Genomic DNA, 25,776 nt, shown 5'->3' on the forward strand with positions numbered 1-25,776 from the left:
ATCCTGGAGGACCCCATGAAGGCTCTGGTGTACGAGGGCCCCGGCCGCAAGACCTGGACCGAGGTGCCCGACCCCGTGATCACCGACCCCCAGGACGTGATCATCCAGGTGGACACCGTGACGATCTGCGGCACCGACCTGCACATCCTCGGCGGGGACGTGCCCGAGGTGAAGCCCGGACGGATCCTGGGGCACGAGGCGGTCGGCACCGTCACGGAGACGGGCGGAGCCGTCACCGAACTTGCCGTCGGCGACCGCGTCCTGGCCTCGTGCATCTCCGCCTGCGGCCGGTGCCCCTACTGCAGGCGTGGCCGCTACGGCCAGTGCCTGCGGGGTGGCGGCTGGATCCTCGGCCACCTGGTCAACGGCGTGCAGGCCCAGTACGCCCGGCTGCCGTTCGCCGACCTTTCGGCGCACAGACTCCCCCAGGAGATCGGCGACGAGGCGGCCGTCATGCTCGCCGACATCCTGCCCACCTCCTACGAGGTCGGCGTGCTGGCCGGGCAGGTCAAACCGGGAGACACCGTGGTCATCGTGGGGGCGGGGCCGATCGGCCTGGCCGCGGTCCTCACCGCCCGCCTGTACTCCCCCGCCCACGTCGTCGTGATCGACCCCGCCCGCGCCCGCCTGCGGGCCGCCGAACAGTTCGGCGCCGACGTCACCCTCACCCCCGACGAGGACCCGCTGGCGAAGGTGCGCTCCCTGACCGGCGGGCTCGGCGCCGACGTGGTGATCGAGGCCGTCGGCCTGCCGGAGACCTTCGAGCTGTGCACCACCCTGGTGCGCCCCTGCGGCCACGTGGCCAACGTCGGCGTCCACGGCCGCCCCGCGACCCTCCACCTGGAGGAGCTGTGGATCCGCGACGTGACCGTCACCACCGGCCTGGTGGACACCTTCTCCACCCCCGACCTGCTCGCCATGCTGGGCCGCGGGCAGCTCGACGTCGCCCCCATGGTCACCCACCGCTTCGCCCTCGACGACATCGAGCACGCCTACGAGGTGTTCGCCGACCCGGCCCACAGCGGCGCGCTGAAGGTCGTGCTGAGCCGTACCTGACCGGTTCGAGGCTTTCCCGAGATTTGGCCATCTCATACCGGAGACGCGGCCGGAGGGGATGGCCGTCCCACACACCTCACATGTTACTCTCTGTCACGATCTGATTACCTTGCGGTGCAACGGGAGTCCATGTGAAGGTCGCCTGCGTCGGTGGTGGACCCGCCAGCCTGTACTTCTCGATCCTGATGAAGCGGGTCGACCCGTCCCACGACATCACCATCTACGAGCGCAACCCAGCCGGTTCGACCTACGGCTGGGGCGTGACCTACCTGGACGAACTGTTCACCGACCTGCACAACGTGGACCCCGAGTCGGCGCTCGCCATCGGCGAGAACTCCGTCCGCTGGGACACCGAGGTCGCCCACTTCGACGGCCACACGACTGTCGTGTCCCAGACCGGCGACAGCGGCTACGGCATCGGCAGGCAGCGGATGCTCGACATCCTCGGCGAACGCGCCGCCTCCCTCGGGGTGCGCGTCGAGTACGAACACGAGATCGCCACCGAGGAGGAGGTCGCGGACGCCGACCTCGTCGTGGCGGGCGACGGCGTCAACAGCGTGCTGCGCGAACGCCACGCCGGCCACTTCGGCACCAGGGTCGAGGTGGGACGCAACGTCTACATGTGGCTCGGCACGACCAAGGTCTTCGAGACCTTCGTCTTCACCTTCGTGCAGACCCCGCACGGCTGGATCTGGTGCTACGGCTACCGCTTCGGCCCCGGCCACAGCACCTGCGTCGTCGAGTGCTCCCCCGAGACCTGGCGGGGGCTCGGGCTCGACCAGGCCAACGAGGCCGACAGCCTGGCCATGCTGGAGAAACTGTTCGCCGACACCCTCGACGGGCACCCGCTGATCGGCCGCTCCCAGCCGAGCGGCACCGCGCACTGGCTGAACTTCCGCACCCTGACCAACAGGCGGTGGCACCGCGGCAACCTCGTCCTGATCGGCGACGCCGCGCACACCACGCACTACTCCATCGGCGCGGGCACCGCCCTGGCGCTGGGCGACTCCGCCTTCCTGGTCAGGGCGCTGCACGGCGGGATGCCGCTGCGGCCCGCCCTGGACCGCTACGAGCGCGAACGCAAGAGCGTGATCCTGGCGACCCAGCGGGTGGCCCGCCACAGCGCCCGGTGGTACGAGAACCTGCCGCGCTACATCGGCCTGCCGCCCGAGCAGGCGTTCACGCTGCTGTGCCAGCGCCAGTCCGGTCTGCTGCCACACGTCCCGCCCCGGCTGTACTACGGCGTGGGCAGACTGGCCGAACTGGTCGGCCAGACCCTCTCCCGCGTACGGCCCGCACCCGAGCCCGAGCAGGACACCGGGCACGCGCACCGCTGAGCGCCCGTCACCGGAGCCGTCCCGTACGGCACCGCCGTACAGGACGGCTCCGGTGGCGCGTCAGTCGTTCGCACCCGTGCAGGAGCGCGGCTAACATGGTCGGACGCGAGCACTCGCGAACAGCAGGAAAGACCGCAAAGAACGGATAAAGAGGGAAATGGCGGGGGACGACGACATCTCCGGGTGATACCCGGACGTGGCAGACCGCAGGCAGGAGCGCGTTAGGCGTCGCCGTGGTCCACGCCGTCGTCGACTTTTCCCTTCATCCCGCCCCCGGGGCGGCGCCGTACGCCCCACGCGCATCCGAGGTCTTTCGCATGTCCGACGCGTCGTTCATCGTCTTCTCCAACGTCTCCTTCTCCTGGCCCGACGACACTCCGCTGTTCGAGGACCTGTCCTTCACCGTGGGCGGCGGCCGTACCGGACTCGTCGCCCCCAACGGGGCCGGCAAGAGCACCCTGCTCAAACTCGCCGCGGGCGAGTACCGGCCCACCCGCGGCAGCGTGTCCGTCGAGGGCGTCCTCGGCTACCTGCCGCAGAACCTCCCCCTGACCGGCGGCCTGACCGTGGCCGAGGTCCTGGGCATCGCCCCGGTGATCAGTGCGCTGGACGCCATCGAGTCCGGCGACACCGCCGAGGAGCACTTCGCCACGGTCGGCAACGACTGGGACATCGAGGAACGCACCCGCACCCAGCTCGACCGACTCGGCCTGGGCGAGCTGTCCTTCGCCCGGCGCCTGGCCACCCTCAGCGGCGGCCAGATCGTCTCCCTGGGCCTGGCCGCGCAACTGCTGAGGCGCCCCGACGTGCTGCTGCTGGACGAGCCGACCAACAACCTCGACCTGGAGACCCGCCACCGCCTCTACGGGGTGATCGAGAACTGGAACGGCTGCCTGCTGCTGGTCAGCCACGACCGGGCGCTGCTGGACCGCATGGACCGCATCGCCGAACTGGACCGGGGCGAGATCCGCTCCTACGGCGGCGACTTCACCGCCTACGAGGAGGCCGTACGGGCCGCCCAGCAGGTCGCAGAGAAGAACGTCCGCACCGCCGAACAGGAGGTCAGGCGGGAGAAGCGGGAGATGCAGCAGGCCAGGGAACGGGCCGAGCGCCGCGCGGGCAACGCCGCCCGCAACCTGAAGAACGCCGGACTGCCGAAGATCTTCGCCGGGACGATGAAACGCAACGCCCAGGAGTCGGCGGCCCGTTCCCAGGAGACGCACGCCTCCCGGGTCGGCGACGCCAGGGCCCGCCTGGACGAGGCGGGCCGCGCCCTGCGCGAGGAGCAGAAGATCACCCTGGAGCTGCCCGGCACCGACGTCCCGGCGGGCCGTACGGTCTTCCTCGGCGAGCGGATGCAGGTCAGCTACGGCGAGCGTCCGCTGTTCGCCGGGCACGGCCTGGACCTGACGGTACGCGGCCCGGAGCGCATCGCCCTGACCGGCGCCAACGGAGGCGGCAAGTCCACCCTGCTGCGGATCGTCAACGGCGACCTGACCCCGCAGGGCGCCACGGTCAGGAGGGCCGAGGGCCGTATCGCCTACCTGTCCCAGCGGCTCGACCTGCTGGAGGCGGAGTTGACAGTGGCCGAGAACCTGGCCGCGTTCGCGCCCGCCATGCCGCAGGCCGAGCGGATGAACCTGCTGGCCCGTTTCCTGTTCCGCGGCCCCCGCGCCCACCTGCCCGTCGGGGTGCTGTCGGGGGGTGAGCGGCTGCGCGCCACCCTGGCCTGCGTCCTGTACGCCGAACCCGCGCCCCAGCTTCTGCTGCTGGACGAGCCGACCAACAACCTCGACCTGGTCAGCGTCGGCCAGCTTGAGGCGGCGCTCAACGCCTACCGGGGGGCGTTCATCGTGGTCAGCCACGACGAACGGTTCCTGACGGAGGTCGGCGTCGGCCGCTGGCTGCGCCTGTCCGGGGGGCGCCTGACCGAACAGGCGCCCCCCACCCCTCAGGGGTGAACGCTCAGGTGCTCAAGCACGGCGGGGACCTCGCCCGGGTGCAGGACGGCGAGGCGTTCGGTGGCGCGGGTCAGCGCCACGTACAGGTCGTTGAGGCCGTGCGGCGACCCGTCGAGCACCCCCTGGGGGTCGGCCAGCACCACCGAGTCGAACTCCAGCCCCTTGGCTTGGCGGGCCGTCAGCACCACGACGCGCCGCTCCAAATCGGGTTCGGCCCCCCAGGAGGCGTCGGGTACGGCGGCGCGCACGGCCTCGGCCAGGCGTGCCAGGTCCCGGCCCGGGGCGATCACCGCGACGCTTCCCGTCCCGGCCGCCGCCTCCCGCGCCGCCAGCGCGGCCACCGCGCCGGGCAGGCCGTCCTCCTCGACCCGGGCCCGCCACGGCCGGACGCCTCCGGCGCGTACGGCGCGCGCCACCTCCAGTTCGGGGTGGATCGCGGTGAGGACCCGTTCTGAGGCGGACATGACCTCGGCGGAGGTGCGGTAGTTGACGGTGAGCCGCTCAAGCCGCCAGCGCTCCCCGAAGAACGGCTCCAGCGCCTGCGACCACGACAGAGCCCCGGCCACCTGGCCGCTCTGGGCCATGTCGCCGACCACCGTGAAGGAACGGGTGGGGCAGCGCCGCAGGAGCAGACGCCAGGCCATGGGTGAGACCTCCTGGGCCTCGTCCACGATCACGTGACCGAAGGCCCACGTCCGGTCGGCCGCGGCCCGTTCGGCGACGGTGCGCAGGTCGTCGCCCTCCTGACGGTCGGCGAACTGCTCGGCGCCCAGGAAGTCGGCGGCGCTGAGAAGTTCGGCCTCGTCGAGGTTCTCCTCCTCCGCCGCCCGGGAGCCACGCGCGATGTCCAGCACCCCCTGGGCGTACTCGATGCGCCTGGCGTGCTCCCTGGCCCTCCTGGCCTGTTCGGCGCGGCGGTCCTCGCCGAGCAGTTCGGCCGCCTCGTCCAACAGCGGCACGTCCGCCGGGCTCCAGCCGCCGCCGGGCTCGCGCAGCAGCAGCTCCCGCTCGTCGGCGGTCAACCGCGGCGCGGCCTCAGCGAGGCCGCGGGGGTCGGCGAACAGTTCCTCAAGCAGCCGCTGCGGGGTCAGCGCGGGCCACAGCCACTCCAGCAGCGCCCGCACCTGCGGGTCGTACGGCAACGCCTTCAGCCAGGCCCGTTCGGCCGCCTCGAACTCGGCGTGTTCGTGCTCGCGCGGGTCGGACGGCGGCGCGTCCCCGAAGATCCCGGCCAGGTCCCTGGCCACGTCCCGCTCCAGCGCCGCCGTGTCGAGGTGACCGGCGAGGTCGGCCTCGATCTGCTCCTCAAGCCCGGCGACCACGCCCGCCATGCGGCGGGCCAGCTCCTCCACGACGATCCGGTGGAAGCGGGGACGGGCGAGGTTGTGCGGCAGCCCGTCGGCCAGGGCCCGCTCGGCCGCGCCGGTCAGCAGCTCGGGTTCCAGGGTCAGCCGCTCGCCCTCGACGACCACCTCGACGGGCCCGCCGACCTGCGCCTGACGGGCCCGTACGGCGGCGGCGACCACCTCGGCCATCGCCAGCCGCCCCTTGACCTCGGCGACCGCGGCGTCCTCCCGTTCGCGGGCCGTGACGCCGGGGAACAGCTCCCCGACCGTGGCCAGCAGCACGCTGCTCTCCCCCAGGCCCGGCAGGACCTGGCTGATGTAGCTGAGGAACACCGGGTTGGGGCCGACCACCAGCACCCCGCGCTCGTCGAGGCGGGGGTGGCTGTAGAGCAGGTAGGCGGCCCGGTGCAGCGCCACGACGGTCTTGCCGGTGCCGGGGCCGCCCTGCACGACCAGCACCCCGGCGTGCGGGGAGCGGATGATGCGGTCCTGCTCGGACTGCAGGGTGGCCACGACGTCACGCATCCGGCCGGTCCGCTCGGCCCGCAGCGCCGCCAGCAGCGCGGCCTCCCCGCACAGCTCCACATCCGCCGGGGCGGGGGCGGTGCCGTCCAGCAGTTCGTCGTCGACCCGCACCACCCTGCGCTCACGGGTGTGCAGGTGGCGGCGCAGCCGTACACCCTGGGGGGCGGCGGTGGTCGCGGTGTAGAAGGCGCGGGCGGCGGGCGCCCGCCAGTCGATCAGGAGCGGCTCCTCCTCGCCCTCGGCGCCGCGCACCCCGATCCGGCCCAGGTAGCGGCGGCTGCCGTCTGTCGTGTCGAGCCTGCCGAAGCACAGCCCGTTCTCTGCGGCGTCGAAGGCGGCCAGCCTGCGGTTCAGGCGGCCGACCGCCGCGCCGCGCTCGGCCTGCGCCTGCGCCGTCTGCGCCTGTTCGCGTAACACCCCGGCCAGTTCCCGCGCGAGCCGCTCACGGTGGATGTCGACCTGGGAGTGCAGCATGGCCACATAGGCCTGCTCGCGCTCGATCTCCGACTGTTCTGACGGCTGTGACTGCACCGGCACGGAAGAAGACAAGACTGCTCCAAGGCCAGGGAACGGGGTTCGGCACCGGGGATCCTCGGTGTGCGCCCCACAGGTTCGCACGCTTCGGCCACAAATGCGAGCCGCGCTGAACGGCCGATCACCATGGAGGGGAGGGCGTCTCCGGCCCGGACGGCGATATCCGTGGCAGGGTGTTTCCTCCCCCGCACCCACCGCGAGGAAAACCCGATCCACGACACCGCCGGAATGGCGGAACACCATTATATCAGGCCGTTAACGCCCTTTATGGCGTTTTCGCTTCGAGAAAAAAGGGTTCGCCTTTTCGAGAACGCCGGAGACGGGACCGCGGGCTCAGTACGCCTGGGGCGCCAGCAGGCGCCAGCGTTCCTGGGCGGTGGTGATGTTCATGACGACCAGCACGGCCAGCACCGCGCTGACCACGTACGGGGCGGCGAACCAGATGTCGACCCTGGCGGTGGCCACGATCGCCTCCAGGCTGTCGTCCCTGGCCGCGGCCCGCTGGAAGAGCATGGAGCCGAAGGTGGCGACCAACCACAGCAGCCACCAGAACCGCACCAGCGGCGAGCGGGGAGCCCTGTTCAGCGCCTCGGACCCCAGGTCGGGCGGCAGGTTCCGCGGCGAGGAGGTCGCCCAGACGTCATCGACGATCTGCAACGGGTACCAGAGGTTCACGATCGGGATGACCCACGAGAAGACCACCAGGCCGCGGCTTCTGCGGTGCGGGATCGGGGTGATCGCCTCGGCGTTGCACCGCGCCCGGTACAGCCAGACCACGAACATGACGCCCGTGAGGACGTACACGGCCAGCTGCGTCAGCCCGGCGAAACCGTACCAGGTGTCGTTGGCCGTCAGCGTCTCCACGTTCGCCGACTCCGGGTCGTCGATGACCCCGGAGACCAGGGACACCCGCTGGATGGAGACCACCAGCACGAGGAGTTCGAGCAGCGCGCACAGTCCCAGCAGGACCACGACCGTCAGGGCCAGGCCACGGATCGGCCGCACCGGCGCGGGAGGGGGAGGAAAGGGTTGCACGTTCCGTCCTTCGTATGATCATCGAATGGGACGGAACAGTATCGCGGCACCTTTCCCCCACCGCCATTGAAATTATTTATCGGACAATTGATATTCCGTTTCCAGTCTCCGCGAAACGTTTTCCCCGCGTCATCGGGTCGGGACGGTCGGGATGACCGGAACCAGGCGGAACATGCCCGTCATGAGCTCCGGCGGCTCCTGCTGTTCGGGGACGAGCCCCGCCACGGCCCGCAGCACGTCGGTGACGGTCACCATCCCCGCCAGCCTGGCCGCGTCGTTCAGCACCGGGATGGCGCTCACCCCGGCGCCGACCATCGCCGCGGCGGCCTCGGCCAGGCTCGCGCCGAGCGTGGTGCGCGGGCAGCGGCGCCCGGAGACCAGGGTGTGGACGTGGACGTGGGACTGCTCGATCGGGCCTCCCGACCAGTGCGAGGCGAGGTCCTCGCGGGTCAGCACGCCGTACAGGCGCCCTGTGGTGTCGACGACCGGCAGGTGGTGGACGCCGGCGCGGCGCATGATCTCCCAGGCCAGCAGGGGCGACTCGTCGGGCGGGACGGCGACCAGGGTGCGGCTCATCACCCGCGCCACGGTGAGGTCCTTGACGTCGCTCATGCCTCACCCCTCGGGCGCACGACGGCCACGGGGCAGCGGGCGTGGTGCAGCACCCCGTGGCTGACGGAGCCGAGCGCGGCCGAACCGACCCTGCCCAGGCCCCGCGAGCCGACGACGACCAGGTCGGCCGTCTGCGACGCCTCGCACAGCACCGCGACCGGATGCCCGATGACGACCGTCTGCCTGATCTCGACCTGCGGGTAGCGCTCGCGCCACGGCTCCAGCGTCTCGGCGGCCAGGCGCTTCTCGGTGACGAAGGCGTCGTCGATCAGCGAGGTGTAAGCCGCGGCGTACGGCCCCAGGACGGGCGCCTGCACCGTGTGGACGGCGTGCAGGGCGGCCTTGCGCATCACGGCCTCCTCGAAGGCGTACCGGAAGACCGCCTCCGGCGCGGGAGGGCCGTCGAAACCGACGACGATCTCGTCGTGGACGTGCCGCTGGGTCTTCCTGACCACGACCACCGGGGCGGCCACGTGACCGGCCAGGGCGAGCGAGACCGACCCGAGCAGCAGCCCGGTGAACCCGCCCAGCCCCCGGCTGCCCAGCACCAGCTCCTCGGCGTCCTCGGCCTCACGCCGCAGCACGTCGGAGGCCTTGCCCCGCTCACGCACCGTCTCGATCTCCAGGTCGGGGGCGTGCGAGCGGGCCAGGGAGAGCGCCGCATCGAGGATCTCCTGGCAGTACTCGGCCATCGAGTCACGGAAACCCGGCGGTGTCTGCAGCGGGATGTCGTAGATCCAGGGCGCGCACACGTGGACGATCCGCAGCGGACGCCCCCGGCGCACGGCGTCGTCGGCGGCCCACTCGACCGCGGCCTGTGAGGAAGGCGAGCCGTCCACGCCCACCACTACATGTGCTGTCATGTCTCCTCCTCGGTTCTCCCCCTCTATCCGACCGCTTCGCCCCCCTTCGGCGCAGCGGCCGAAAGACCCGACCGTGAGGGACTTCCGGCCCGCCCGCCCCGTACGGCCCAGCTCACCCGAAGCCGATCCGGTCCAGCCAGAAGTCCAGCAGCCACTCGTCGCCGAGGATCTCCACCCCGCCTCCCCTGGCGGGGCGCCTGCGGTAGACGACCAGCAGCAGGGCGGTCAGCGGGCCGTGCAGGGCGACGGCCGCCCGTTCGCGCCCCCTGCGGCAGACGACGGTGTCGCCGGTGAGGTCCACCACCCACTCCGCGCCCGCCTGCACCCCCGCGTCGGTGGCGTGCAACCGGATCGTACGGCCCGGCCCCAGCAGCTCCCGCTGCCTGGGGTTGACGTCGAGCATCTGCGGCAGGGACGCCAGCTCCATCCACTCGTCGAGGGCGTCGACGGCGATCTCCTGCCCCGCGGTGAACTCCCGCCCCGTAGCCAGGGTGGCGTCGGCCCGGTGCACGAGCGTCTCGTGCGCGAAACGCCGGGCCCAGAACCCCGGCGTCTCCGTCTCCACGGGCACCCACGTGCGCGCGTGCGGCCCGGCCTCACGCAGCGTTTCGGCGAGCTGACGCGCCCCCTCGGCGAGCCAGCCGTCGAGCTGGGCCGCGTCCTGCGGGACGTCGGCGGGCAGGTCGCGCAGCGCGGTGTCCGGCGGCGGCGCGCTCGCCCTGGTGCGCACGATCGTCTCGGCCCAGCGGTGGCCGTGACCGACGTGCCGCAGCAACTGGGCGAGGTTCCACTCCGGGCAGGAGGGCACGGGGGCCGCCAGGTCCGCCCCCGCCACGGCCGCCCTGAGCTGGTCGGTCTGCGTGACGATCTCGGCGCAGTGCCGGTCGTGGCCCAGGGGAATCGGCCCGGAGAGGGCGGCGCCGCCTGCCGGGATCGGCTTGTTCATGGGTGTCGCTTTCTGCTCGCCTACGGTCGGCCGGCCGGACCCCCACGGCGAAACCCCCGCCACGTTACGCGTCTGACCGGTGACGCTAAGCTACCGACTCGGCCGCCGCGACAGCCCGCACCCGCACCCCGGCGGCGCGCCGTCAGTAGGCAGTCAGTAGGCAGGAAAAGCAGGGCCACCCGGATAGAACGGCTCCCGCAGGCCACGGAAAGCCGCCGAGGCGCGGGCCAGCGCGCCGGGCCGCAGCTCCTCGACCCGACCGGCGTGGGCGAGCGAGGCCAGCGTCGTCCCGCCCAGGAAGGCCGCCCCCAGCTCGGCCGGACCCAACCGCAGGTCGGGGGCGGCGCCCGTACGCTCACACCCGGCGCCCTCCGAGTCACCCCGCAGCAGGAAACGGCCGCTGTTCCACGGGCAGAAGTCGTCCCGCACCTGTAGGACCACCTCCAACGGCACCGCGTAGCGCCGCCCGGCCAGCGCCCGGGGAAGATCGACCAGCCGCACCCAGAGCCGGTCCACCTCGCGGGAACGCACGGCCCTGGAGTCGGTCAGCAGGTGCGCCAGCGGCTCGTCCACCGCCCCCTCGTACTCGATCCACGGCACCAGGTCGATCCCGGCCAGGAAACGCCACAGCGCCGCGTACGCCCGCCCGGTGACCGCGGCGAACTCCATGACCCGCACGGCGCTCACCTGCTCACCCCGGATCGGCCCGATCCGGTAGAGGGCGTACCCGTCGGCCCGCCCCTCGGGATCCCGGTGTACGGCGTGGCGCAGGGCGCTCGCCCCGTCGCGCTCGTCAGGCCCGTCGGCGAGCCGCGTCTCCCAGCAGTGGCCGGGGCGGTCAGGCCAGCCGACCGCGCCCAGACGGACACGCTCGTAGACCTCCTCGACGAGGGGACGCGCCTCGTCACGGCCGAGCAGCCGGATCCGCCCGCCCCCGAAGTCCGTGCCCGGCAGGAAGTCCATGGCGCGTTTGTCACACCGCAGCAGGGCGCCGCGCGAGGCCGGGCCGTAGCCGTACCGGCCGTAGATCCCCGCCTCGGAGGGACGCAGCACGGCCAGCTCCTCACCACCACCCTCGTACAGGCCGGTGAGCTGCTCACGCATCAGCGAGGTGAGAACACCGCGCCTGCGGTGGGTGGGCGCCACCCCGACCCAGGTGACGCCCGCGACCGGCAGCACCGCCCCGGGAACCGTCAGCGCCCGAGTGTAGACCGCGGCGCCCCCCACGGGAACGTCACCGTCGAAGGCGCCAAGAGTGCGCTCCAGCTCCACGGCGGCCCGTTCACGGGCGAGGTCCTCCGCGGACAGGTCCTCGCCGTAGGTGCCGGTGATGACACCGGCCCAGGCCTCGAACTCCTCGGCGGTGACAGGACGCAACGGGTGAAGGTCGGACACCGGACCTGTCTAATGGATCAACGCGCCGCCGCGCGACCGGTTTTATCCGACGGCTTTATCCGACGGCGGGACCGGCGAGACCGTGCAGCAGCAGATCGGTGAGGGTGTCCACGACCGCGTCGTCGTCAACGGGCTCGGCACGGGTGAGCATGGAGTAACCGAGCATGCCGAGCATGGCGCCCATCGCCGCCGCGACCAGCTCGGGATCACCCGGCAGCCGGTGACCGCGCCCGCGTAGATACTCCAGGTGCCGGCGGAAGATGTCCGTCTCCGAGGTCAGACTCTCCCACGCCTGACCGCCGCCGGGCCCGGCGCTGACCCGGGCCTGGAACAGCGCCACCATCGCGGCCCGATGCTCACGGAAGACACTCCAGGCGATCCGCAGGTGCTCACGCAACTGGTCACGGTCGGTCAGGTCGTGGTCGGGCGGGTGGACGCCACGCGCCACCTCCCGGTCGGCGCTGTCCTCCATCTCGGCCAGCAACGCCGCGAGCAGCTCCTCCCGGTCGGCGAAGTGCTCGTAGAAGGAACCGGTCGAACGTCCCGCCGCCGCCGCGATGTCAGTGATCTTGGTGTTGAGGAAGCCACGCTCGGCGAACAGTCTCCTGGCGGCCTCCAGCAGCGCCGCCCTCGTCTCGGCCGCCCTCACCTTGCGCACACCCGCCACCGTCACGCCCCGCCGTTCGCCCGTCCCATGCCGCCGCCCCAGGGGGCGGAGTTGACAGCGGCCATCCTACCGAACACACTTTCACCAAATTTCGATTCAGTGAATCAAGTTTCAGTGAATGAGTGTTCGGAGAGAAACCATGCGCATCATCGTGATCGGCGCGGGCGTCGCGGGCTCCGCCACCGCCCTGGCCCTGCGCCACACCGGCGCCGAGGTCACCGTCTACGAGACCTACGCCGACCCCGCCGGAGACATCGGCTCCTTCATCAGCCTGGCCGCCAACGGCCTGCGCGGCCTGGACGCGCTCGGCTGCCTGCCCCCCGTCCAGCGCCTCGGCACCGCCCTGCCCCGCCAGCGCATGTGGTCGGCCTCGGGGCGGCTGCTCGGCGACGTCCCCCGGGGCCGCCTCCGCGACGACCCCCTGCACAGCGTCACCCTCATGCGCGGCGCCCTCGTGGAGACCCTCCGCGCCGCCGCCCTCGACGCGGGCGCCACGATCATCACCGGTCAACGCCTCACCACCACCACCGAGACCACCGGAGCCGTCACCGCCGACTTCCACGGCGGCCACCGCGACAGCGCCGACCTGCTCGTGGCCGCCGACGGCATCTGGTCGACCGTGCGCCACACCCTCGACCCGGCCGCGCCACACCCGCGCTACGCCGGCCTGTACTGCGTCTCCGGCGTCTCCGGGCTCTCCGGCGTCGAGCCCGGCGTCTTCAACATGACCTTCGCCCGCAACGGCGCCTTCATCCACCTGGCCGCGAACGACGGCACGGTGTGGTGGTCGGCCCAGATCGCCGACCCAGAGCGGCCCACCCTCGACGGGGTCTCCGGCGCCGAGTGGCTGCGCCGTACCGCCGCGCTGTACGAACGCGAGACGACCCCCTCGGCCGTCATCGCCGCCACCACCGCCACCCACCCCACCGTGCTCACGCACACCCTCGGCCCGGTCCCCACCTGGCACGGCGGCCGGACCGTCCTCGTCGGCGACGCCGCCCACCCCGTCGGCGCGGGCCAGGGCGCCTCCATGGCCGTCGAGGACGCCCTCGCCCTGGCCGCCGCCCTGCGCGACCGGCCCGCCTCCGGCGTCCCCGAGGCCCTCGCCCACTACGACGCCACCAGAAGACCCCGCGTCACCAAACTCCTGGGCGCCGCCAAGGACAACCGCGACGCCAAGAAGGCCGGACCCGTGGCCCGCCGGGCACAGGCCGCCGCGATGCGCCTGTTCCTGCCACTGTTCTACGAGCGGAGCACCGCCTGGCTCCACGGCCACGACCCGGCACCCCTAAGATCGAACCGATCGGTACGATAAGCTGGCGTCCCCACGACCGGCACCCAGAAAGCGAGCACACCCCATGCACGCCAACGGCTTCACCGCCCCCGGTTTCGAAGACGTCGCCAACGCCTTCACCCGCAACTTCACCGAATCCGGCGAAGCCGGCGCCGCATTCGCCGCCTACCACGACGGCCACCTCGTCGCCGACCTGTGGGGCGGCCACACCGACCCAGAAACCCGCACCCCCTGGCAACGCGACACCCTGCAACTCGTCTTCTCCGGCGCCAAAGGACTCATCGCCGCCTGCGTACTCCTGCTCGCCGAACGCGGACACCTCGACCTCGACGCCCCCGCCGCCCACTACTGGCCCGAATTCGCCGCCGCCGGCAAAACCGACATCACCATCACCCAGATCATGACCCACCAGGCCAGACTCCCCGGCGTCCGCGAACACGTCACCCCCGAACAGTTCCTCAACCCCGTCTACATGGCCGGCCTCCTCGCCACCCAGGAACCCCTCACCGACCCCCGCGCCGCCTTCACCTACCACGCCCTCACCTACGGCTGGCTCACCTCAGAACTCATCCGCCGCGTCGACGGCCGCAGCACCGGAACCTTCTTCGCCGAAGAATTCGCCCACCCCCTCGACCTCGACATCTGGATCGGCCTACCCCACGAACACCACCACCGGGTCGCCACCACCCACGTCACCCCCACCTTCGCCTTCACCGACCCCGACGCACCCCCAACCGGCGACCCCCTGCGCGACCTCACCCGCAGCCCCATCACCGCCCCCGACGCCCCCACCCTCTGGAACAGCGCCACCTTCCGCGCCGCCGAACTCCCCGGAGCCGGAGCCCACGCCACCGCCCGCTCCCTCGCCCGCTTCTACGCCCTCCTGGCACGCGGCGGCGAACTCGACGGAATCCGCCTCCTCAAGAAAGACACCGTCGAAAACGGCCGCCGACGCCTCAGACACGGCATCGAACCCCTCTGGAACAGCCCCATGGCCTACGGAACCGGCTTCGAACTCCAAACCGAACTCGCCATCTTCGGCCCCGCCCCCGACGCCTTCGGCCACGCCGGCATGGGCGGCTCCCGCCACGCCGCCTGGCCCACCCACCACGTCGGCTTCTCCTACACCCCCAACCAACTGCGGGTCGAACCCACCCCCGACCAACGCCCCCTACGACTCCTCAACGCCCTGCACACCGCCCTCAACCACTGACAAGCTCGGCTAAGGTGACACCTCACACGCTCACAGGGGAGAGAACAGCACGTTGTCCGGCAACCACCCACACCCCACGGCCACCACCGGCCAGCGCACCCTGCGCGCCGACTGCGCCAACTGCTTCGGCCTGTGCTGCACCGTCCCCGCCTTCTCCGCCTCCGCCGACTTCGCCATCGACAAACCCGCCGGGAAACCCTGCCCCAACCTCCGCCCCGACCACCGCTGCGGCATCCACTCCACCCTCCGCCAACGCGGCTTCCCCGGCTGCACCGTCTACGACTGCTTCGGCGCCGGACAACACCTCTCCCAGGTCACCTTCACCGGACACGACTGGCGCACCTCCCCCGAAACCGCCAAAAAGATGTTCGCCGCCTTCCCCGTCATGCGCGACCTGCACGAACTGCTGTGGTACCTCACCGAGGCCCTCACCCTGCCCCACACCACCCCCATCCGCGACGCCCTCACCCAGGCACGCGACACCATCGAAGCCCTCACCAACGAAACCCCAGAAACCATCGCGAGAACCGACGTCATGACACAACGCATGAACGTCAACCCCCTGCTGCAGAAAGCCAGCGAACTCGCCCGCGCCAACACCCCCGGCCCCCGCAAAGACCACAGAGGCGCCGACCTCATCGGCGCCAAACTCAAAAAAGCCGACCTCAGAGGCGCCAACCTCCGCGGCGCCTACCTCATCGGCACCGACCTCCGCGGCGCGAACCTCACCATGGCCGACCTCACCGGCGCCGACACCCGCGGCAGCGACCTACGCGGCGCCGACCTCTCCCGCAGCATCTTCCTCACCCAGGCCCAACTCGACGCCGCCAAGGGCGACACCACCACCAAGGTGCCCCACACCCTCACCCACCCCACCCACTGGTAGACCCCGCCACCTCCGCGACCACCGCACGCACCTGCCCACGCAACCACGCGTGCGCCGCATCAGCGTCATGACGCCGATGCCACGCCTGCGCCACCGCCATCTCCGGCAGATCCAACGGAATCGGAAACGTCACCAGATCCAACGCATCGACCGTCGACGCCGACAACCGGCCAGGCACCATCCCCACCAGATCAGAACCCCGCACCGCCAACAGCACAGCCGTGAACGTCGGCACCGACCCCACAATCCGCCGCCGCAACCCCCGCTCAGCCAGCAACGCGTCAACGGGCCCCGCCGTACGACCCCGCCGCGAAGCCACAACATGCTCAGCCCCGGCGAACCCCTCAACCGTCACCGGGGAACCAAGCAACGGATGGCCACGCCGTACGACACCCACCCCGTGATCGCTCAGCAACGGCTCAACCCGCGTCTCCGGCGAAGGATCAGAGATCACCGCCACCTCCAGATCAGCCGTCCCCTCACGCAACACCCGCTGATCACCATGACCCTCAGGGATCAGACGCAGCCGAATACCCGGCGCCAGAGCACCCACCCTGGTCAACAACGGACCACACAACGTCGTCGCCACCGGATCCGACAACACCACCACGAAATCACGCCGCAACGTCACCGGATCGAACTCCGCGGGTGCGAACACCCGCCGCGCCCCCTCAACCAGAACACGCACCTCAGCCCGTACGGCGAGCGCACGCGGCGTGGGCACCATCCGCTGCCCCGACCGCACCAGAACCGGATCATCCATCGCCTGACGAATCCGCCCCAGAGTGCGACTCATCGCCGTCGGCATCGCCATCATGGGCACCGCCCTGGCCACCTCCGGCCTGCGCGCGGGCTTCCTCATCGTGGCCCTCTGCGTCGCCGTGGGAGCCGCCCCCGTCATCCACGCGCTCAGCAAGGCGCGCTCTGGTTCCTCGGGGGTTGGTCTTTAGTCCTTCCTGTTTTCGATCTTGGAACCAGTCGGACGCCTTTACAAAGTAGATCAATAAAGGCCGGGTTTCCCGCCGAAGTGCACGCCCGTTTACTCTAGAAGTGAACAGATGTGCACCTTCTGCCCCCTGCCTACGGAGAGACATGGCCGCAGTGCCCCGTCCGCGCTTCCTCGTCGCCGTCCTGGCCTTCTGCGGCGTGGTCGTCGCCGTCATGCAGACCCTCGTCATCCCCCTCCTGCCGCACGTGCCCGCGCTCACCGGGAGCACCCCGACCGCCGCGAGCTGGCTGGTCACCGTCACCCTGCTCAGCGGCGCGGTCTGCACCCCCGTCCTCGGCCGGATCGGCGACATGTACGGCAAGCGCAGGGTCCTGCTGGTCTCCCTCGGCCTGCTGACCATCGGCTCGGTGCTGTGCGCCGCCAGCTCACAGATCGGCGTGCTCATCGCGGGCCGCGCCCTGCAGGGGGCCGCGCTCGCCGTCATGCCGCTCGGCGTCAGCATCATGCGGGACGAACTCGCGCCCAACCGGCTGCTCTCCTCGGTGGCCCTGATGAGCTCCACCCTGGGCATCGGAGCCGCCATCGGACTCCCCCTCGCCGCGCTCGTCGTCGAGAACGCCGACTGGCACACCATGTTCTGGGTCTCCGCGGGCCTCGGCCTGCTCGACATCGCGCTGGTGCTGCGCTTCGTGCCCGAGTCACCACTGCGCACCGGAGGCCGCCCCGACGTCCTGGGGGTACTCGGCCTGTCCGCGGCCCTGGTCTGCCTGCTGCTCGCGATCACCCAGGGCGGAGACTGGGGCTGGACCTCCGCCCCCACCCTCGGACTGCTGGGCGGCGCCGTACTGACCGGGCTGCTGTGGGGGGTCCACGAGCTGCGGGTCCCCTCCCCCATGGTCGACCTGCGGGTCTCGGCGCGGCCCGCGGTGCTGCTGACGAACGTCGCCGCCCTGCTGATCGGCTTCGCCTTCTACGCCAACTCCCTGGTCACCGCGCAACTCGTGCAGGAGCCCACGAGCACCGGGTACGGCCTGGGCGCCTCCATCGTCGTCAGCGGCCTGTGCCTGCTGCCCGGCGGGGTCGCCATGGTGTTCCTGTCCCCCGTCTCGGCCAGGATGTCATCGGCCCACGGCCCCAAGGTCACCCTGGCGGTCGCCGCGGCCTGCATCGCCGCCGGATACGTGGTGCGCTTCTTCACCAGCCACCAGCTGTGGACGATCGTCCTCGGCGCGACCGTGGTCGCCGCGGGCACCGCCATCGCCTACTCCGCCCTGCCCGCGCTCGTGATGCGCGCGGTGCCCGTGAGCGAGACCGGCGCCGCCAACGGCCTCAACACGCTGATGAGATCGGTCGGCCAGGCCGCGTGCAGCGCGGTCGTCGCCGCGGTCCTCGCCAACCTCACCTTCCAGGCCGCCGGCCGTACCGCACCGACCCTGTCGGCCTACCTCACGGTCTTCGTCATCGCCGGAGCCGCCGCGCTCCTCGCGCTCGGCGTCACCCTGTGTCTGCCGGGCGGACGGGCCTCCATCCCGTATACCGTCGGGCACAACCGTACGGCGGGCGCAGCGGAGCACCCGCCGGCGGTGCTCGCCCAGGAGAGCAGCCCATGACCGTGCACACCACCGAGCACACCACCGGCAGACAGGCCGAGCCCCGGGACGCCGGGGCCCGCAGCGGCCGCAACGCGATCCTGCGCGCGGCCCGGCGCGCCTTCACCCTGCGCCCGTACGCCGAGGTGACCTTACGCGGCATCGCCACGGACGCCGGGGTGAGCGCCTCGCTCATCGTCAAGCACTTCGGCAGCAAGGAACAGCTTTTCAACACCGTCGCCGACTTCGGCCCCGACGCCGACGGGCTGTTCGCGGCCCCCCTTGAGGCGCTCGGCAGGCACATGGTGCTGACGCTGGTGCACAGCCGCCGCGAGCTCCAGCGGGACCCGCTGCTGCGCGTCGTGTTCTCCCTGGGCAACACCGACGAGCGCTCCCTGCTGCGGGACCGCTTCCACGAGCAGGTCACCGCGCGGCTGACCACGCTGCTCACCGGCCCGGAGAACGCCCTGCGGGCCGAGCTGGTCGCGGGCCAGTTGCTCGGGCTCGGCGCCACCCTCGCCCTGCACCCCTCCGGCGCCACGTCGGCGGCCGACGCCGAGCGCATCGCCGACCTCTACGCGCCCCCGCTGCAACGCCTGATCACCGGCTGACCCGCCGCTGGTAACTTTAGGGCGTAAGGAGACGGGGAGGGAGCCGCAGGTGGTCGTCTTCGCAGGTCAGGGCGACGCACGCCGTTCCATGGCGTTGCTGTGGCGCACGGCCGCCCCCGCCGAGTCCCGGCCCGGCCCGAAACCCGGGCTCAGCGTCGACCTGATCGTGGACACGGCGATCGCCCTCGCCGACGCCGAGGGCATGACGGCGCTGTCCATGCGCGCGGTCGGCGAGCGGCTCGGCCGCTCCGGGATGTCCCTGTACACCTACGTCCCCAGCAAGGGCGAGCTGGTCGATCTCATGTACGACCGGGTCCTGGGCGAGCTGCCGACCGGCTACGGTCACGAGGCGGGCTGGCGGGCGGCCCTGACGGAGTGGGCCCGCGACACCTGGGAGTTCTATCTGCGCCACCCCTGGGTGCTGCAGGTGTCGCAGGCCAGGCCCGTGCTCGGCCCCAACGAGTACCTCAGCCTTGAGACGCTGGTGCGCGTCCTGCGCGAGACCGGCCTCGACGCCGCCGCGGTGCGCGGTGTCGTCGGCACCCTGTTCCACTTCCTGCGCGGCTCGGCACGGACGGTCGCCGAGGTACGGCAGGCGCCCACGGCGACCGGTGTCTCCGACGAGGAGTGGTGGCTCACCCGCTCGGCCACGCTGCTGGAGATCGCCCCCGGCCTGACCGAGCGGTTCCCCGCCGTGGCCTGGCTCGAAGGCGCGACGGCCTCCCCCTCGCCGGAGGACGGCCTGCCGTACCTCGAACGTGAGGCAAGGAAGAGCTTCGAGACCGGCCTGACCGTCCTCCTCGACGGCATCGAGGCGACCGTCGCCTCCCAGCCCGGTCGGTGATCGCCGCGGCTACGTCCGTTCCGGTCTCGTCTGGTACGGCGGGCAGGGGTGGTGCGTTGTCCGGCCGACGGTGGTGATCGGCGCCGGGTTCTCGGGGAGCCGCCAGTCGCCGCCGCGGTCCTCCTTCGAGAGGCGCGCGGCGAGATCGGGGACGCGCAGGAAGCAGGCCAGTGCGGTGGCGGCCTGGAAGGCGTCGATCGCACGCTGGGTCATCGGCATGCCCAGGCGCAGGAGGCGCGGATTGACCTCGCCCTGGATCTTCTCGGCGAAGGGCCGCAGCACGCTGTCGTAGTTCGCCAGCGCGGTCGGCAGGTCGTCCGGGTGCCGGTTGATCTCTCCGGCCAGGACGTGGGCGCCCACCAGGCCGCCGGAGACGCCCATGCCGCTGTAGGGGGAGGCGCAGTGGGCGGCGTCTCCGGCCAGGACCACGCGGCCCCTGGACCAGGTGCCGGTGCGGACCTGGACGATCTCCTGGGAGTAGAAGAAAGGGCTCGTCCGCATGCCGTCGACGAAGCGCTCTGTCTGCCAGCCCGCGTCGCGGAACCTGCTCGCCCAGAACTCCCGCTGGCGCTCGACGGGTTCCCGGTGGATCGCGGAGGCCTCCTCGGACTCCTCCCGCATCACGAAGTACACCTGCGTCTCGGTCGGGTTGTGGCTGCGGCGCATGATCTGACGGCCGCCCGGGACCATGTAGGTGTCCCGGATGTCGCTGTCGGAGGCGATGCGCGGGACGAACCAGTAGGCCATGTGGATGCCGACCCGCCAGTACGGGTCGTGGCCCTCGGGGAGGATCGCCTGCCGGACGCGTGATCCCTGCCCGTCCGCGCCGATCAGGAGGTCGAACTCGCCGCAGGACCCGTCGGAGAAGCGCGCGACGACCTTCTGCTCGTCCTGGTCGAAGCCGTCCACGCTCAGGCCGAAGACGTACTCGGCGTCGTCCTTCGACGCGTCGTGCAGGATGCGTACCAGGTCACCGCGCATGATCTCGTACTCGGAGGTCAGGCTCTGCCGGCCCCGGCCGGAGGTGTTGGCCATGATCGTCGCCTTGGCCCTGCCGCGCGCGTCAATGAAGGCGACACCCGCCTCGTCCACCAGCTTGCTCCGGACGGCGTCGAGGAGCCCCATCCGTTCGACGGCCTCGATGCCCTGTCCCCGGAGGTCGACCTGCGCCCCGGTGGCCCGCAGCACCGGAAAGCGTTCGACGACGGTCACCCGGTGGCCGCCCCGCGTGAGCCAGAAGGCCAGCGCCTGGCCCGCTATCCCGCCACCCGCGACAAGGACCCGCAGGGGGCGCGCCCCCGATCCGTTCGCCATGCCCATCACCCCAGAATCTATCGGTGAATGATTTTCCTCCAGCGTCATCTATCACTGATAGATTTGTCAACGTGACCAAGGTGAACCGTGAGATCGTCGTCTCCGCAGCGCTCGACCTCCTCGACGAGGTCGGGCTGGACACGGTCAGCACGCGGCGGCTGGCGAAGCGGCTGGGCGTCGAACAGCCCTCCCTCTACTGGTACTTCCGCACCAAGAAGGACCTCCTCGTCGCCATGGCGGAGGCGGCGATGGCACCGCACGCGGCCGCCCCGCTGCCGAAGTCCGGCGACAACTGGCGCGACTGGTTCCTGGACAACACGCGAAGCTTCCGGCGCACCCTGCTGATGCGGCGGGACGGCGCACGCCTGCACGCGGGCAGCACCCCCACCGGGGACCTCGACCGGATCCGCCGCAAGATGGACTTCCTGGTCGCCTCCGGAGTGCCCGAGCGGGACGCGCAGATGGCGATGCTGGCCGCAGGCCGTTTCACGGTCGGCAGCGTCCTTGAGGAACAGGCGGACACCGGTGACGGCTCGGAACTCCCCGCGGACATGCCCGTGATCGACCACGAGTCGGCCTTCGAGGCCGGTCTGGCCCTCATCGTGGACGGCCTGGCGCGCCGCACCACGACAGATCAGTAACGCGGCGGCACGGGCGAGCGGCCGCGCCACCGGACTGGGCGCGGACGACCAGAGTCTTGACGCCGTACGGCCGCGCGCCACGGTGTCCAGCCGCCGCCAGCCGTGGCGGAGGCAGCGCATGCGGGGTTCACGGCTCCAGGAGGGCGAGCCGGGCCGGGTCGGACAGGATGTCGATCGCGACGATCTCGCCGTCGGAGACGGTGAAGCTCATGACGGAGACGATCCGGTCGCCGACGGTGTTGACCAGACCGGCGAGACCGTTGACGAACGCCGGACGGGTGACGGTGCCGGTGGCCATGCGCTGGAAGGTGGCGAACTGCCCGGCCACGGCCTCGGCTCCCCTGATGACCTTCATGCCACCGGTGAGCACCCCGCCGTCGGCGCGCAATACCACATCGGGGTCGAGGACGGACACCAGCGCGGCGAGGAAGGCGTCCACCGCCCGGCGCTGGCCGCTCAGATCGGGGTCGGGGTTCGGGGCCGCGCCGCGAACGCGTCGGCGCGCACGGCTGGCGAGCTTCTTGGCCGCCACAGGGGTGCGGTCCACGATGGTCGCGATCTGCCCGAACGGCAGGCCGAACATGTCGCCGACCACGGTGGTCAGCCAGCCACCGAGATTGTCGATCTCGTCCGAGTCCGAACACGCCAGCCGCAGCCACGCCTCCTGGACCGCGTCCTCGGCCTCACTCAGCGAACCGAGCATTCGGTAGGCGACCGCCTTCAGACGGGGGCGGTGCCCCTCGAACCGACCGGCCAGGAAGTCGTGGGGCGTCACGGTCGCGTTCCTCTCCTCGGTGGACATCATCCCGGTGACGTGCCGAAGCGGTGAGAGGCGACCACTGTCACCTCTCACCGGGTCCGTCCGTCGTACCGGCTACCGACACTCCCCCACGAAGGGTCGCCGATGATGAGCAGGACGGATGTCCACGGAACCGTCGCGGACGGCTTCGAGCGGGTTCGCGAGGAGTTCGCCGCGGTGGTGGCCGATGACCGTCCTGCACACCGGCAACCTCCGCGAGGCCGGGGCCTCGGAGGAGAGCATCACCGCCGTGGCCTCCTAGCGGACGCGCCCTGCTTCACCGACGCCGAACGCGTCGCACTGGAGCTGGTCGAGTCCGTGCTCACCCCGAACCCGTCCGGCGAACGCGTTTCCGACGAGCTGTACGGCCGGGCCTCCGGGCTGTACGACGACAGGGCGCTCGCCACGCTCATCATGGCCATCGGCCAGGTCTGCTTCTTCCTTCCCCTGGCCCTCATCGGCAGGCCGCTGCCGGGGGTACCGCCCACGGAGCGATGGAGGCCGTAGCCGATCCCAGGAAGAGGAGAGAGCACGAACCCCGTCCACCTCGTGCCGGAGGCGGGAGAGGCGATCGGGGCCCTCATGCGGGCCATGCGGCACGACGCGGTTTCCCGGACGTGTCGGCCCCACCGCAGAGCGGCCCAGCACCTGCTACGAGAGGACGACCGGAGTCGATCGCCGGACACCGCCCCGCCGTCCCTCAAGGTCGGCGAGGAGGTCGTCGAGCACCCGGGTGAGGGCTTCGGAGTTGGCGGGGGTGAACCAGGTGGTGCGGACGCGTTCGTTGCTCCCCTTCGGGGTCTCGTGGTCGGCCGCGAGTTGCCGCAGGGTGCGCGTCCCGTCGTCCAGGGCGCGGCCTGTCTCTGGAAGAGGCCGCGGACGTAGCGGTCGGCGTCGGCTTCGGCGATGCCGAGGCCGGTGGCCCAGGAGGTGAGTGTGGCGAGGTACTGGTAGTGGGTCGTCAGGGTCCCCGTCACCGCGGACAGGACGTTGAAGGCGGTCTCGTCCGCGACGGGGAGCGTCCCGCCCAGGTGCTCGAAGAGGGAGTCCGCCACCGGGTGGGACGGGTACGTCACCGTGAGGGAGCGGCGGTGGCGTATCGCGGGCAGGGGGATGGCCCGGACCATCGGGGCATCGGTGGTCAGCGTCCGCCGAAGATCGTCGTCGCCGACGCCGGACATCACGTTGACGACGACCCTGTCGTCGGGCACCGCCAGACCGGCGAGGGCTTCGTGCCGGTCCTGGGGGCGAACGGCGATGATGACGATCTCGGAGCGGTCCACGACCGTCTGGTTGTCGGGACACACCCGTACGGTCCCGTAGCGGTCGGACAGCTCCGCGACGGTGCGGGCTCCGCGTGGGGAGAGGAACACCTCGGGCGCGCCGTCGCCCTGGTCATGCAGACCGTCGACGATGGCGCGGCCGATCTCGCCGACCCCGATGATGCCGATGCGCTTCACTTCGCCTTCTCCTCCGGTGCGTGGTGGTCCTCGCGACCGCGCCGATCACGCGGATGCCGTGGTCGCGGTACCAGGCTTTCCATCGTCCGTGAGGCGTTCCGATCAGGGTTTCGCCTCACGTGGTGGGCGGCCGCTCCACCCCTGGCGCGTGCCGCGCTCCTGAACGCTCGGTGAGCCGTACGGACGTCCCCACCGAGAAGATCCCCGTCGTTCAAGAGGTCGCGCGTCCTGCGGGGCCCGTGAGCCGGGCCGCCAGTTCCCATACCTGTTCAGGACGCGGGTTGGCACCGGTCAGCACCGTCGCCAGCCGGTCGCCGACGACCGCGCCCTCGGCGATCGCCGCCAGACCCACCGCCCCCGCCGGTTCCAGGACGATCCCCAGCGTGCGTACCGCCAGTTCCATGGCCGCGGCGATGGCCTCGTCGGTCACCAGGACGATCTCGTCCACCAGGGCACGGGCCCGCCGTACCGAGATCTCCAGCGGGTCGCGCACCGCGATGCCGTCGGCGAAGGTGCGAGCGCGGTCGAGGCGGACCGCGCGGCCGGCTCGCAGGCTCTCCAGCATCGAGGGGGCGCCCTCCGCGTTGACCCCCACGATCCGGGTGCCGGGCGCGTGCTCCTTCATCCAGCACGCCACACCGTTGATCAGCGCGCCGTCGCCGACCGGAAGCACGACGGCGTCAAAGCCGGGGCCGTCCGCGCCACCCGGCGCGCCGCGGGTCAGCTCGACGCCGATCGTCCCGGCTCCCTCGGCGATCGCCGCCTGATGGCCGTCCCGCAGATAGAAGCGGTCGGGATGGCGTTCGGCGTGGGCGGCCGCGGCCTTCCGCGCCGCCGAGCCGTCCGCCCCCGACGCGATGACGCGGGCGCCGAAGGTCTCCATCCGCTGGCGCTTGCCGGGATTGACCGTCTCGGGGACGAACACCTCGACCGGCATCCCACGGGACCGGCCCGCGTAGGCGACGGCCTGCCCGAAGTTGCCCGAACTCGCGCACACCACCGGTGTGCCGGGGGCGAGCGTGCTCAGCATCAGATCGGCGCCCCGGCCCTTGAAACTGCGCACCGGATTGGCCGTCTCCACCTTCACCGTCACCGCACGGCCACCCAGCGCCTCGCACAACTGTTCGTCGAGGTACTGCGGGGTGTTGAGGAACACCGGATCGATCACCCGCATCGCTTTCTCGATGCGTGTCACGTCCAAGTCCATGCGCGTCGCCTTCCCTCGGGGCCTGCCGACTCGACCGACGATATTCGAACGCCCAATCGAAGCGATTGAAAAATGTCGCGCCGGGACGCAATAATTTTGCGTGCCTGAATCGCCGCCACCACGTCTGGACGAGATCGACGCCCTGCTGCTGGACCTGCTCCAGCACGACGCCGGACGCACCCTGCACGACCTCGGGGAACAGGTCGGGCTGTCGGCGAGCGCCGTCCAGCGACGGATCGCCCGCTACCGCAAGGACGGCCTCATCGCCAGGCAGGTCGCCGTCCTCGCCCCGCACCGCCTCGGCCCCACCGTTCTGGCCACCGTCCTGGTGACCCTGGACCAGGAGTCGTTCGAGCACCACCGGGTCTTCTCAGAACGGATGTGCTCGGACCCACAGGTCCAGCAGTGCTACCGGGTCGCCGGGCCGTGGGACTACGTGGTCATCCTGGCCGCACGAAGCATGCACGACTGCGGCCGCCTCGGCGACCGCCTGTTCAAGGCCGACGACAACGTCAGGCGTTACGAGACCCTGGTCACCTTCGAGGCCGTCAAGACCGGCCTGGCCCTCCCGGTACCCGCTTCACAGCCTTCCCGGCCGTAGGGGCTGACGCCCACGGTGCTCGTTCCTGTCGCCCGGCCGTTTGGGGTGGACCAATCGGGGCAGCCGGTTCACCTCAGGTCAAACAATCTGA

General features: G+C 71.3%; 25 protein-coding genes. 13 read left to right on the forward strand and 12 right to left on the reverse strand.

Features of this window, described 5'->3' with window-relative positions:
- The first annotated feature begins 15 nt into the window (after positions 1–15).
- The 3 genes from FHS44_RS34075 to FHS44_RS34085 all read left to right on the forward strand — a co-directional run bounded on the left by FHS44_RS34075 (position 16) and on the right by FHS44_RS34085 (position 4,354).
- Entirely contained in the window at positions 16–1,056 is a 1,041-nt protein-coding gene (locus tag FHS44_RS34075; protein WP_184722679.1) for a zinc-dependent alcohol dehydrogenase family protein, read from the forward strand.
- 131 nt (positions 1,057–1,187) lie between these two features.
- Positions 1,188–2,393: an FAD-dependent monooxygenase gene (locus FHS44_RS34080; RefSeq protein WP_184722683.1), complete on the forward strand. Its 1,206-nt coding sequence runs from the start codon at positions 1,188–1,190 to the stop codon at positions 2,391–2,393.
- A 317-nt stretch (positions 2,394–2,710) separates the two neighbouring features.
- Positions 2,711–4,354: an ABC-F family ATP-binding cassette domain-containing protein gene (locus FHS44_RS34085; protein ID WP_184722686.1), complete on the forward strand. Its 1,644-nt coding sequence runs from the start codon at positions 2,711–2,713 to the stop codon at positions 4,352–4,354.
- Here the strand turns inward: FHS44_RS34085 and FHS44_RS34090 are convergent.
- The 7 genes from FHS44_RS34090 to FHS44_RS34120 all read right to left on the reverse strand — a co-directional run bounded on the left by FHS44_RS34090 (position 4,345) and on the right by FHS44_RS34120 (position 12,268).
- A complete protein-coding gene (locus FHS44_RS34090; protein ID WP_312863920.1) occupies positions 4,345–6,762 on the reverse strand; it encodes a HelD family protein in 2,418 nt (805 codons plus the stop codon). The genes FHS44_RS34085 and FHS44_RS34090 overlap by 10 nt on opposite strands.
- Before the next feature lie 330 nt (positions 6,763–7,092).
- Positions 7,093–7,794 (reverse strand): DUF4328 domain-containing protein, encoded by a 702-nt coding sequence (locus tag FHS44_RS34095; RefSeq protein ID WP_184722691.1) that lies wholly within the window; start codon positions 7,792–7,794, stop codon positions 7,093–7,095.
- A 129-nt stretch (positions 7,795–7,923) separates the two neighbouring features.
- Positions 7,924–8,406: a CBS domain-containing protein gene (locus FHS44_RS34100; RefSeq protein WP_184722704.1), complete on the reverse strand. Its 483-nt coding sequence runs from the start codon at positions 8,404–8,406 to the stop codon at positions 7,924–7,926.
- Positions 8,403–9,269, reverse strand: coding sequence for a universal stress protein (locus FHS44_RS34105; protein WP_184722707.1), 867 nt, complete (start codon positions 9,267–9,269; stop codon positions 8,403–8,405). Before FHS44_RS34105 ends, FHS44_RS34100 begins: the two co-directional genes overlap by 4 nt.
- Before the next feature lie 112 nt (positions 9,270–9,381).
- Positions 9,382–10,215: a maleylpyruvate isomerase family mycothiol-dependent enzyme gene (locus tag FHS44_RS34110; protein WP_184722710.1), complete on the reverse strand. Its 834-nt coding sequence runs from the start codon at positions 10,213–10,215 to the stop codon at positions 9,382–9,384.
- Positions 10,216–10,368: 153 nt separating this feature from the next.
- Positions 10,369–11,610: a GNAT family N-acetyltransferase gene (locus FHS44_RS34115; RefSeq protein ID WP_184722713.1), complete on the reverse strand. Its 1,242-nt coding sequence runs from the start codon at positions 11,608–11,610 to the stop codon at positions 10,369–10,371.
- 55 nt (positions 11,611–11,665) lie between these two features.
- Positions 11,666–12,268 (reverse strand): TetR/AcrR family transcriptional regulator, encoded by a 603-nt coding sequence (locus tag FHS44_RS34120; protein WP_312863921.1) that lies wholly within the window; start codon positions 12,266–12,268, stop codon positions 11,666–11,668.
- A 148-nt stretch (positions 12,269–12,416) separates the two neighbouring features.
- On the opposite strand from FHS44_RS34120, the gene FHS44_RS34125 reads away from it, so the two are divergent.
- Genes FHS44_RS34125 through FHS44_RS34135 form a run of 3 tightly spaced genes read left to right on the forward strand, consistent with a single transcriptional unit; the run spans position 12,417 to position 15,670 of the window.
- The gene (locus tag FHS44_RS34125; protein WP_184722719.1) at positions 12,417–13,592 is read left to right on the forward strand and encodes an FAD-dependent oxidoreductase; all 1,176 of its coding nucleotides are present in this window, start codon (positions 12,417–12,419) and stop codon (positions 13,590–13,592) included.
- A gap of 43 nt (positions 13,593–13,635) precedes the next feature.
- The gene (locus FHS44_RS34130; RefSeq protein ID WP_184722722.1) at positions 13,636–14,784 is read left to right on the forward strand and encodes a serine hydrolase domain-containing protein; all 1,149 of its coding nucleotides are present in this window, start codon (positions 13,636–13,638) and stop codon (positions 14,782–14,784) included.
- 52 nt (positions 14,785–14,836) lie between these two features.
- Positions 14,837–15,670 (forward strand): pentapeptide repeat-containing protein, encoded by an 834-nt coding sequence (locus tag FHS44_RS34135; RefSeq protein WP_184722725.1) that lies wholly within the window; start codon positions 14,837–14,839, stop codon positions 15,668–15,670.
- Here FHS44_RS34135 and FHS44_RS34140 read toward each other — a convergent pair.
- A complete protein-coding gene (locus FHS44_RS34140) occupies positions 15,648–16,466 on the reverse strand; it encodes a LysR substrate-binding domain-containing protein (RefSeq protein ID WP_184722728.1) in 819 nt (272 codons plus the stop codon). The genes FHS44_RS34135 and FHS44_RS34140 overlap by 23 nt on opposite strands.
- Between FHS44_RS34140 and FHS44_RS34145 the strand changes: the two genes are divergently transcribed.
- The 4 genes from FHS44_RS34145 to FHS44_RS34160 all read left to right on the forward strand — a co-directional run bounded on the left by FHS44_RS34145 (position 16,456) and on the right by FHS44_RS34160 (position 19,663).
- Positions 16,456–16,620, forward strand: a complete 165-nt coding sequence (locus FHS44_RS34145) for a hypothetical protein (protein WP_184722730.1) — start codon at positions 16,456–16,458, stop codon at positions 16,618–16,620. The genes FHS44_RS34140 and FHS44_RS34145 overlap by 11 nt on opposite strands.
- A 142-nt stretch (positions 16,621–16,762) precedes the next feature.
- The gene (locus FHS44_RS34150) at positions 16,763–18,229 is read left to right on the forward strand and encodes an MFS transporter (RefSeq protein WP_184722733.1); all 1,467 of its coding nucleotides are present in this window, start codon (positions 16,763–16,765) and stop codon (positions 18,227–18,229) included.
- A complete protein-coding gene (locus FHS44_RS34155) occupies positions 18,226–18,819 on the forward strand; it encodes a TetR/AcrR family transcriptional regulator (RefSeq protein ID WP_184722736.1) in 594 nt (197 codons plus the stop codon). The genes FHS44_RS34150 and FHS44_RS34155 overlap by 4 nt, the downstream gene beginning before the upstream one ends.
- A 49-nt stretch (positions 18,820–18,868) precedes the next feature.
- Positions 18,869–19,663, forward strand: a complete 795-nt coding sequence (locus FHS44_RS34160) for a TetR/AcrR family transcriptional regulator (protein ID WP_184722738.1) — start codon at positions 18,869–18,871, stop codon at positions 19,661–19,663.
- A 9-nt stretch (positions 19,664–19,672) separates the two neighbouring features.
- Here the strand turns inward: FHS44_RS34160 and FHS44_RS34165 are convergent, their stop codons facing one another.
- Entirely contained in the window at positions 19,673–20,977 is a 1,305-nt protein-coding gene (locus FHS44_RS34165) for an FAD-dependent monooxygenase (RefSeq protein WP_184722741.1), read from the reverse strand.
- Positions 20,978–21,048: 71 nt separating this feature from the next.
- On the opposite strand from FHS44_RS34165, the gene FHS44_RS34170 reads away from it, so the two are divergent.
- Complete coding sequence (locus FHS44_RS34170; protein ID WP_184722744.1) at positions 21,049–21,618, forward strand: TetR/AcrR family transcriptional regulator C-terminal domain-containing protein; 570 nt, start codon at positions 21,049–21,051, stop codon at positions 21,616–21,618.
- Between the two features lie 127 nt (positions 21,619–21,745).
- Here the strand turns inward: FHS44_RS34170 and FHS44_RS34175 are convergent, their stop codons facing one another.
- Positions 21,746–22,393 carry a sigma factor gene (locus FHS44_RS34175; RefSeq protein ID WP_312863922.1) on the reverse strand — a complete coding sequence of 216 codons (648 nt, stop codon included), beginning with the start codon at positions 22,391–22,393 and terminating at the stop codon, positions 21,746–21,748.
- A gap of 145 nt (positions 22,394–22,538) precedes the next feature.
- Here FHS44_RS34175 and FHS44_RS41365 point away from each other — a divergent pair, with 145 nt between their 5' ends.
- Positions 22,539–22,679, forward strand: a complete 141-nt coding sequence (locus tag FHS44_RS41365) for a hypothetical protein (RefSeq protein ID WP_246436537.1) — start codon at positions 22,539–22,541, stop codon at positions 22,677–22,679.
- Here FHS44_RS41365 and FHS44_RS41370 read toward each other — a convergent pair.
- Positions 22,660–23,877 carry an NAD(P)-binding domain-containing protein gene (locus FHS44_RS41370; protein ID WP_312863923.1) on the reverse strand — a complete coding sequence of 406 codons (1,218 nt, stop codon included), beginning with the start codon at positions 23,875–23,877 and terminating at the stop codon, positions 22,660–22,662. The genes FHS44_RS41365 and FHS44_RS41370 overlap by 20 nt on opposite strands.
- 211 nt (positions 23,878–24,088) lie before the next feature.
- Positions 24,089–25,072 (reverse strand): threonine ammonia-lyase, encoded by a 984-nt coding sequence (locus FHS44_RS34190; RefSeq protein ID WP_312863924.1) that lies wholly within the window; start codon positions 25,070–25,072, stop codon positions 24,089–24,091.
- Between the two features lie 112 nt (positions 25,073–25,184).
- Here FHS44_RS34190 and FHS44_RS34195 point away from each other — a divergent pair, with 112 nt between their 5' ends.
- Positions 25,185–25,685: an Lrp/AsnC family transcriptional regulator gene (locus FHS44_RS34195; RefSeq protein WP_184722750.1), complete on the forward strand. Its 501-nt coding sequence runs from the start codon at positions 25,185–25,187 to the stop codon at positions 25,683–25,685.
- Positions 25,686–25,776 lie beyond the last annotated feature (91 nt).

The organism is Streptosporangium saharense (assembly GCF_014203715.1).
Lineage (GTDB): Bacteria > Actinomycetota > Actinomycetes > Streptosporangiales > Streptosporangiaceae > Streptosporangium > Streptosporangium saharense.

Bases quoted from the DNA above. Each gene is read 5' to 3' on its own strand.
- FHS44_RS34075 (WP_184722679.1), top strand. From the start codon at position 16: ATGAAGGCTCTGGTGTACGAGGGCCCCGGCCGCAAGACCTGGACCGAG.
- FHS44_RS34110 (WP_184722710.1), bottom strand. From the start codon at position 10,215: ATGAACAAGCCGATCCCGGCAGGCGGCGCCGCCCTCTCCGGGCCGATT.
- FHS44_RS34125 (WP_184722719.1), top strand. From the start codon at position 12,417: ATGCGCATCATCGTGATCGGCGCGGGCGTCGCGGGCTCCGCCACCGCC.
- FHS44_RS34105 (WP_184722707.1), bottom strand. From the start codon at position 9,269: ATGACAGCACATGTAGTGGTGGGCGTGGACGGCTCGCCTTCCTCACAG.
- FHS44_RS34130 (WP_184722722.1), top strand. From the start codon at position 13,636: ATGCACGCCAACGGCTTCACCGCCCCCGGTTTCGAAGACGTCGCCAAC.
- FHS44_RS34100 (WP_184722704.1), bottom strand. From the start codon at position 8,406: ATGAGCGACGTCAAGGACCTCACCGTGGCGCGGGTGATGAGCCGCACC.
- FHS44_RS34150 (WP_184722733.1), top strand. From the start codon at position 16,763: ATGGCCGCAGTGCCCCGTCCGCGCTTCCTCGTCGCCGTCCTGGCCTTC.
- FHS44_RS34165 (WP_184722741.1), bottom strand. From the start codon at position 20,977: ATGGCGAACGGATCGGGGGCGCGCCCCCTGCGGGTCCTTGTCGCGGGT.
- FHS44_RS34140 (WP_184722728.1), bottom strand. From the start codon at position 16,466: ATGAGTCGCACTCTGGGGCGGATTCGTCAGGCGATGGATGATCCGGTT.
- FHS44_RS41365 (WP_246436537.1), top strand. From the start codon at position 22,539: ATGTCCACGGAACCGTCGCGGACGGCTTCGAGCGGGTTCGCGAGGAGT.
- FHS44_RS34155 (WP_184722736.1), top strand. From the start codon at position 18,226: ATGACCGTGCACACCACCGAGCACACCACCGGCAGACAGGCCGAGCCC.
- FHS44_RS34085 (WP_184722686.1), top strand. From the start codon at position 2,711: ATGTCCGACGCGTCGTTCATCGTCTTCTCCAACGTCTCCTTCTCCTGG.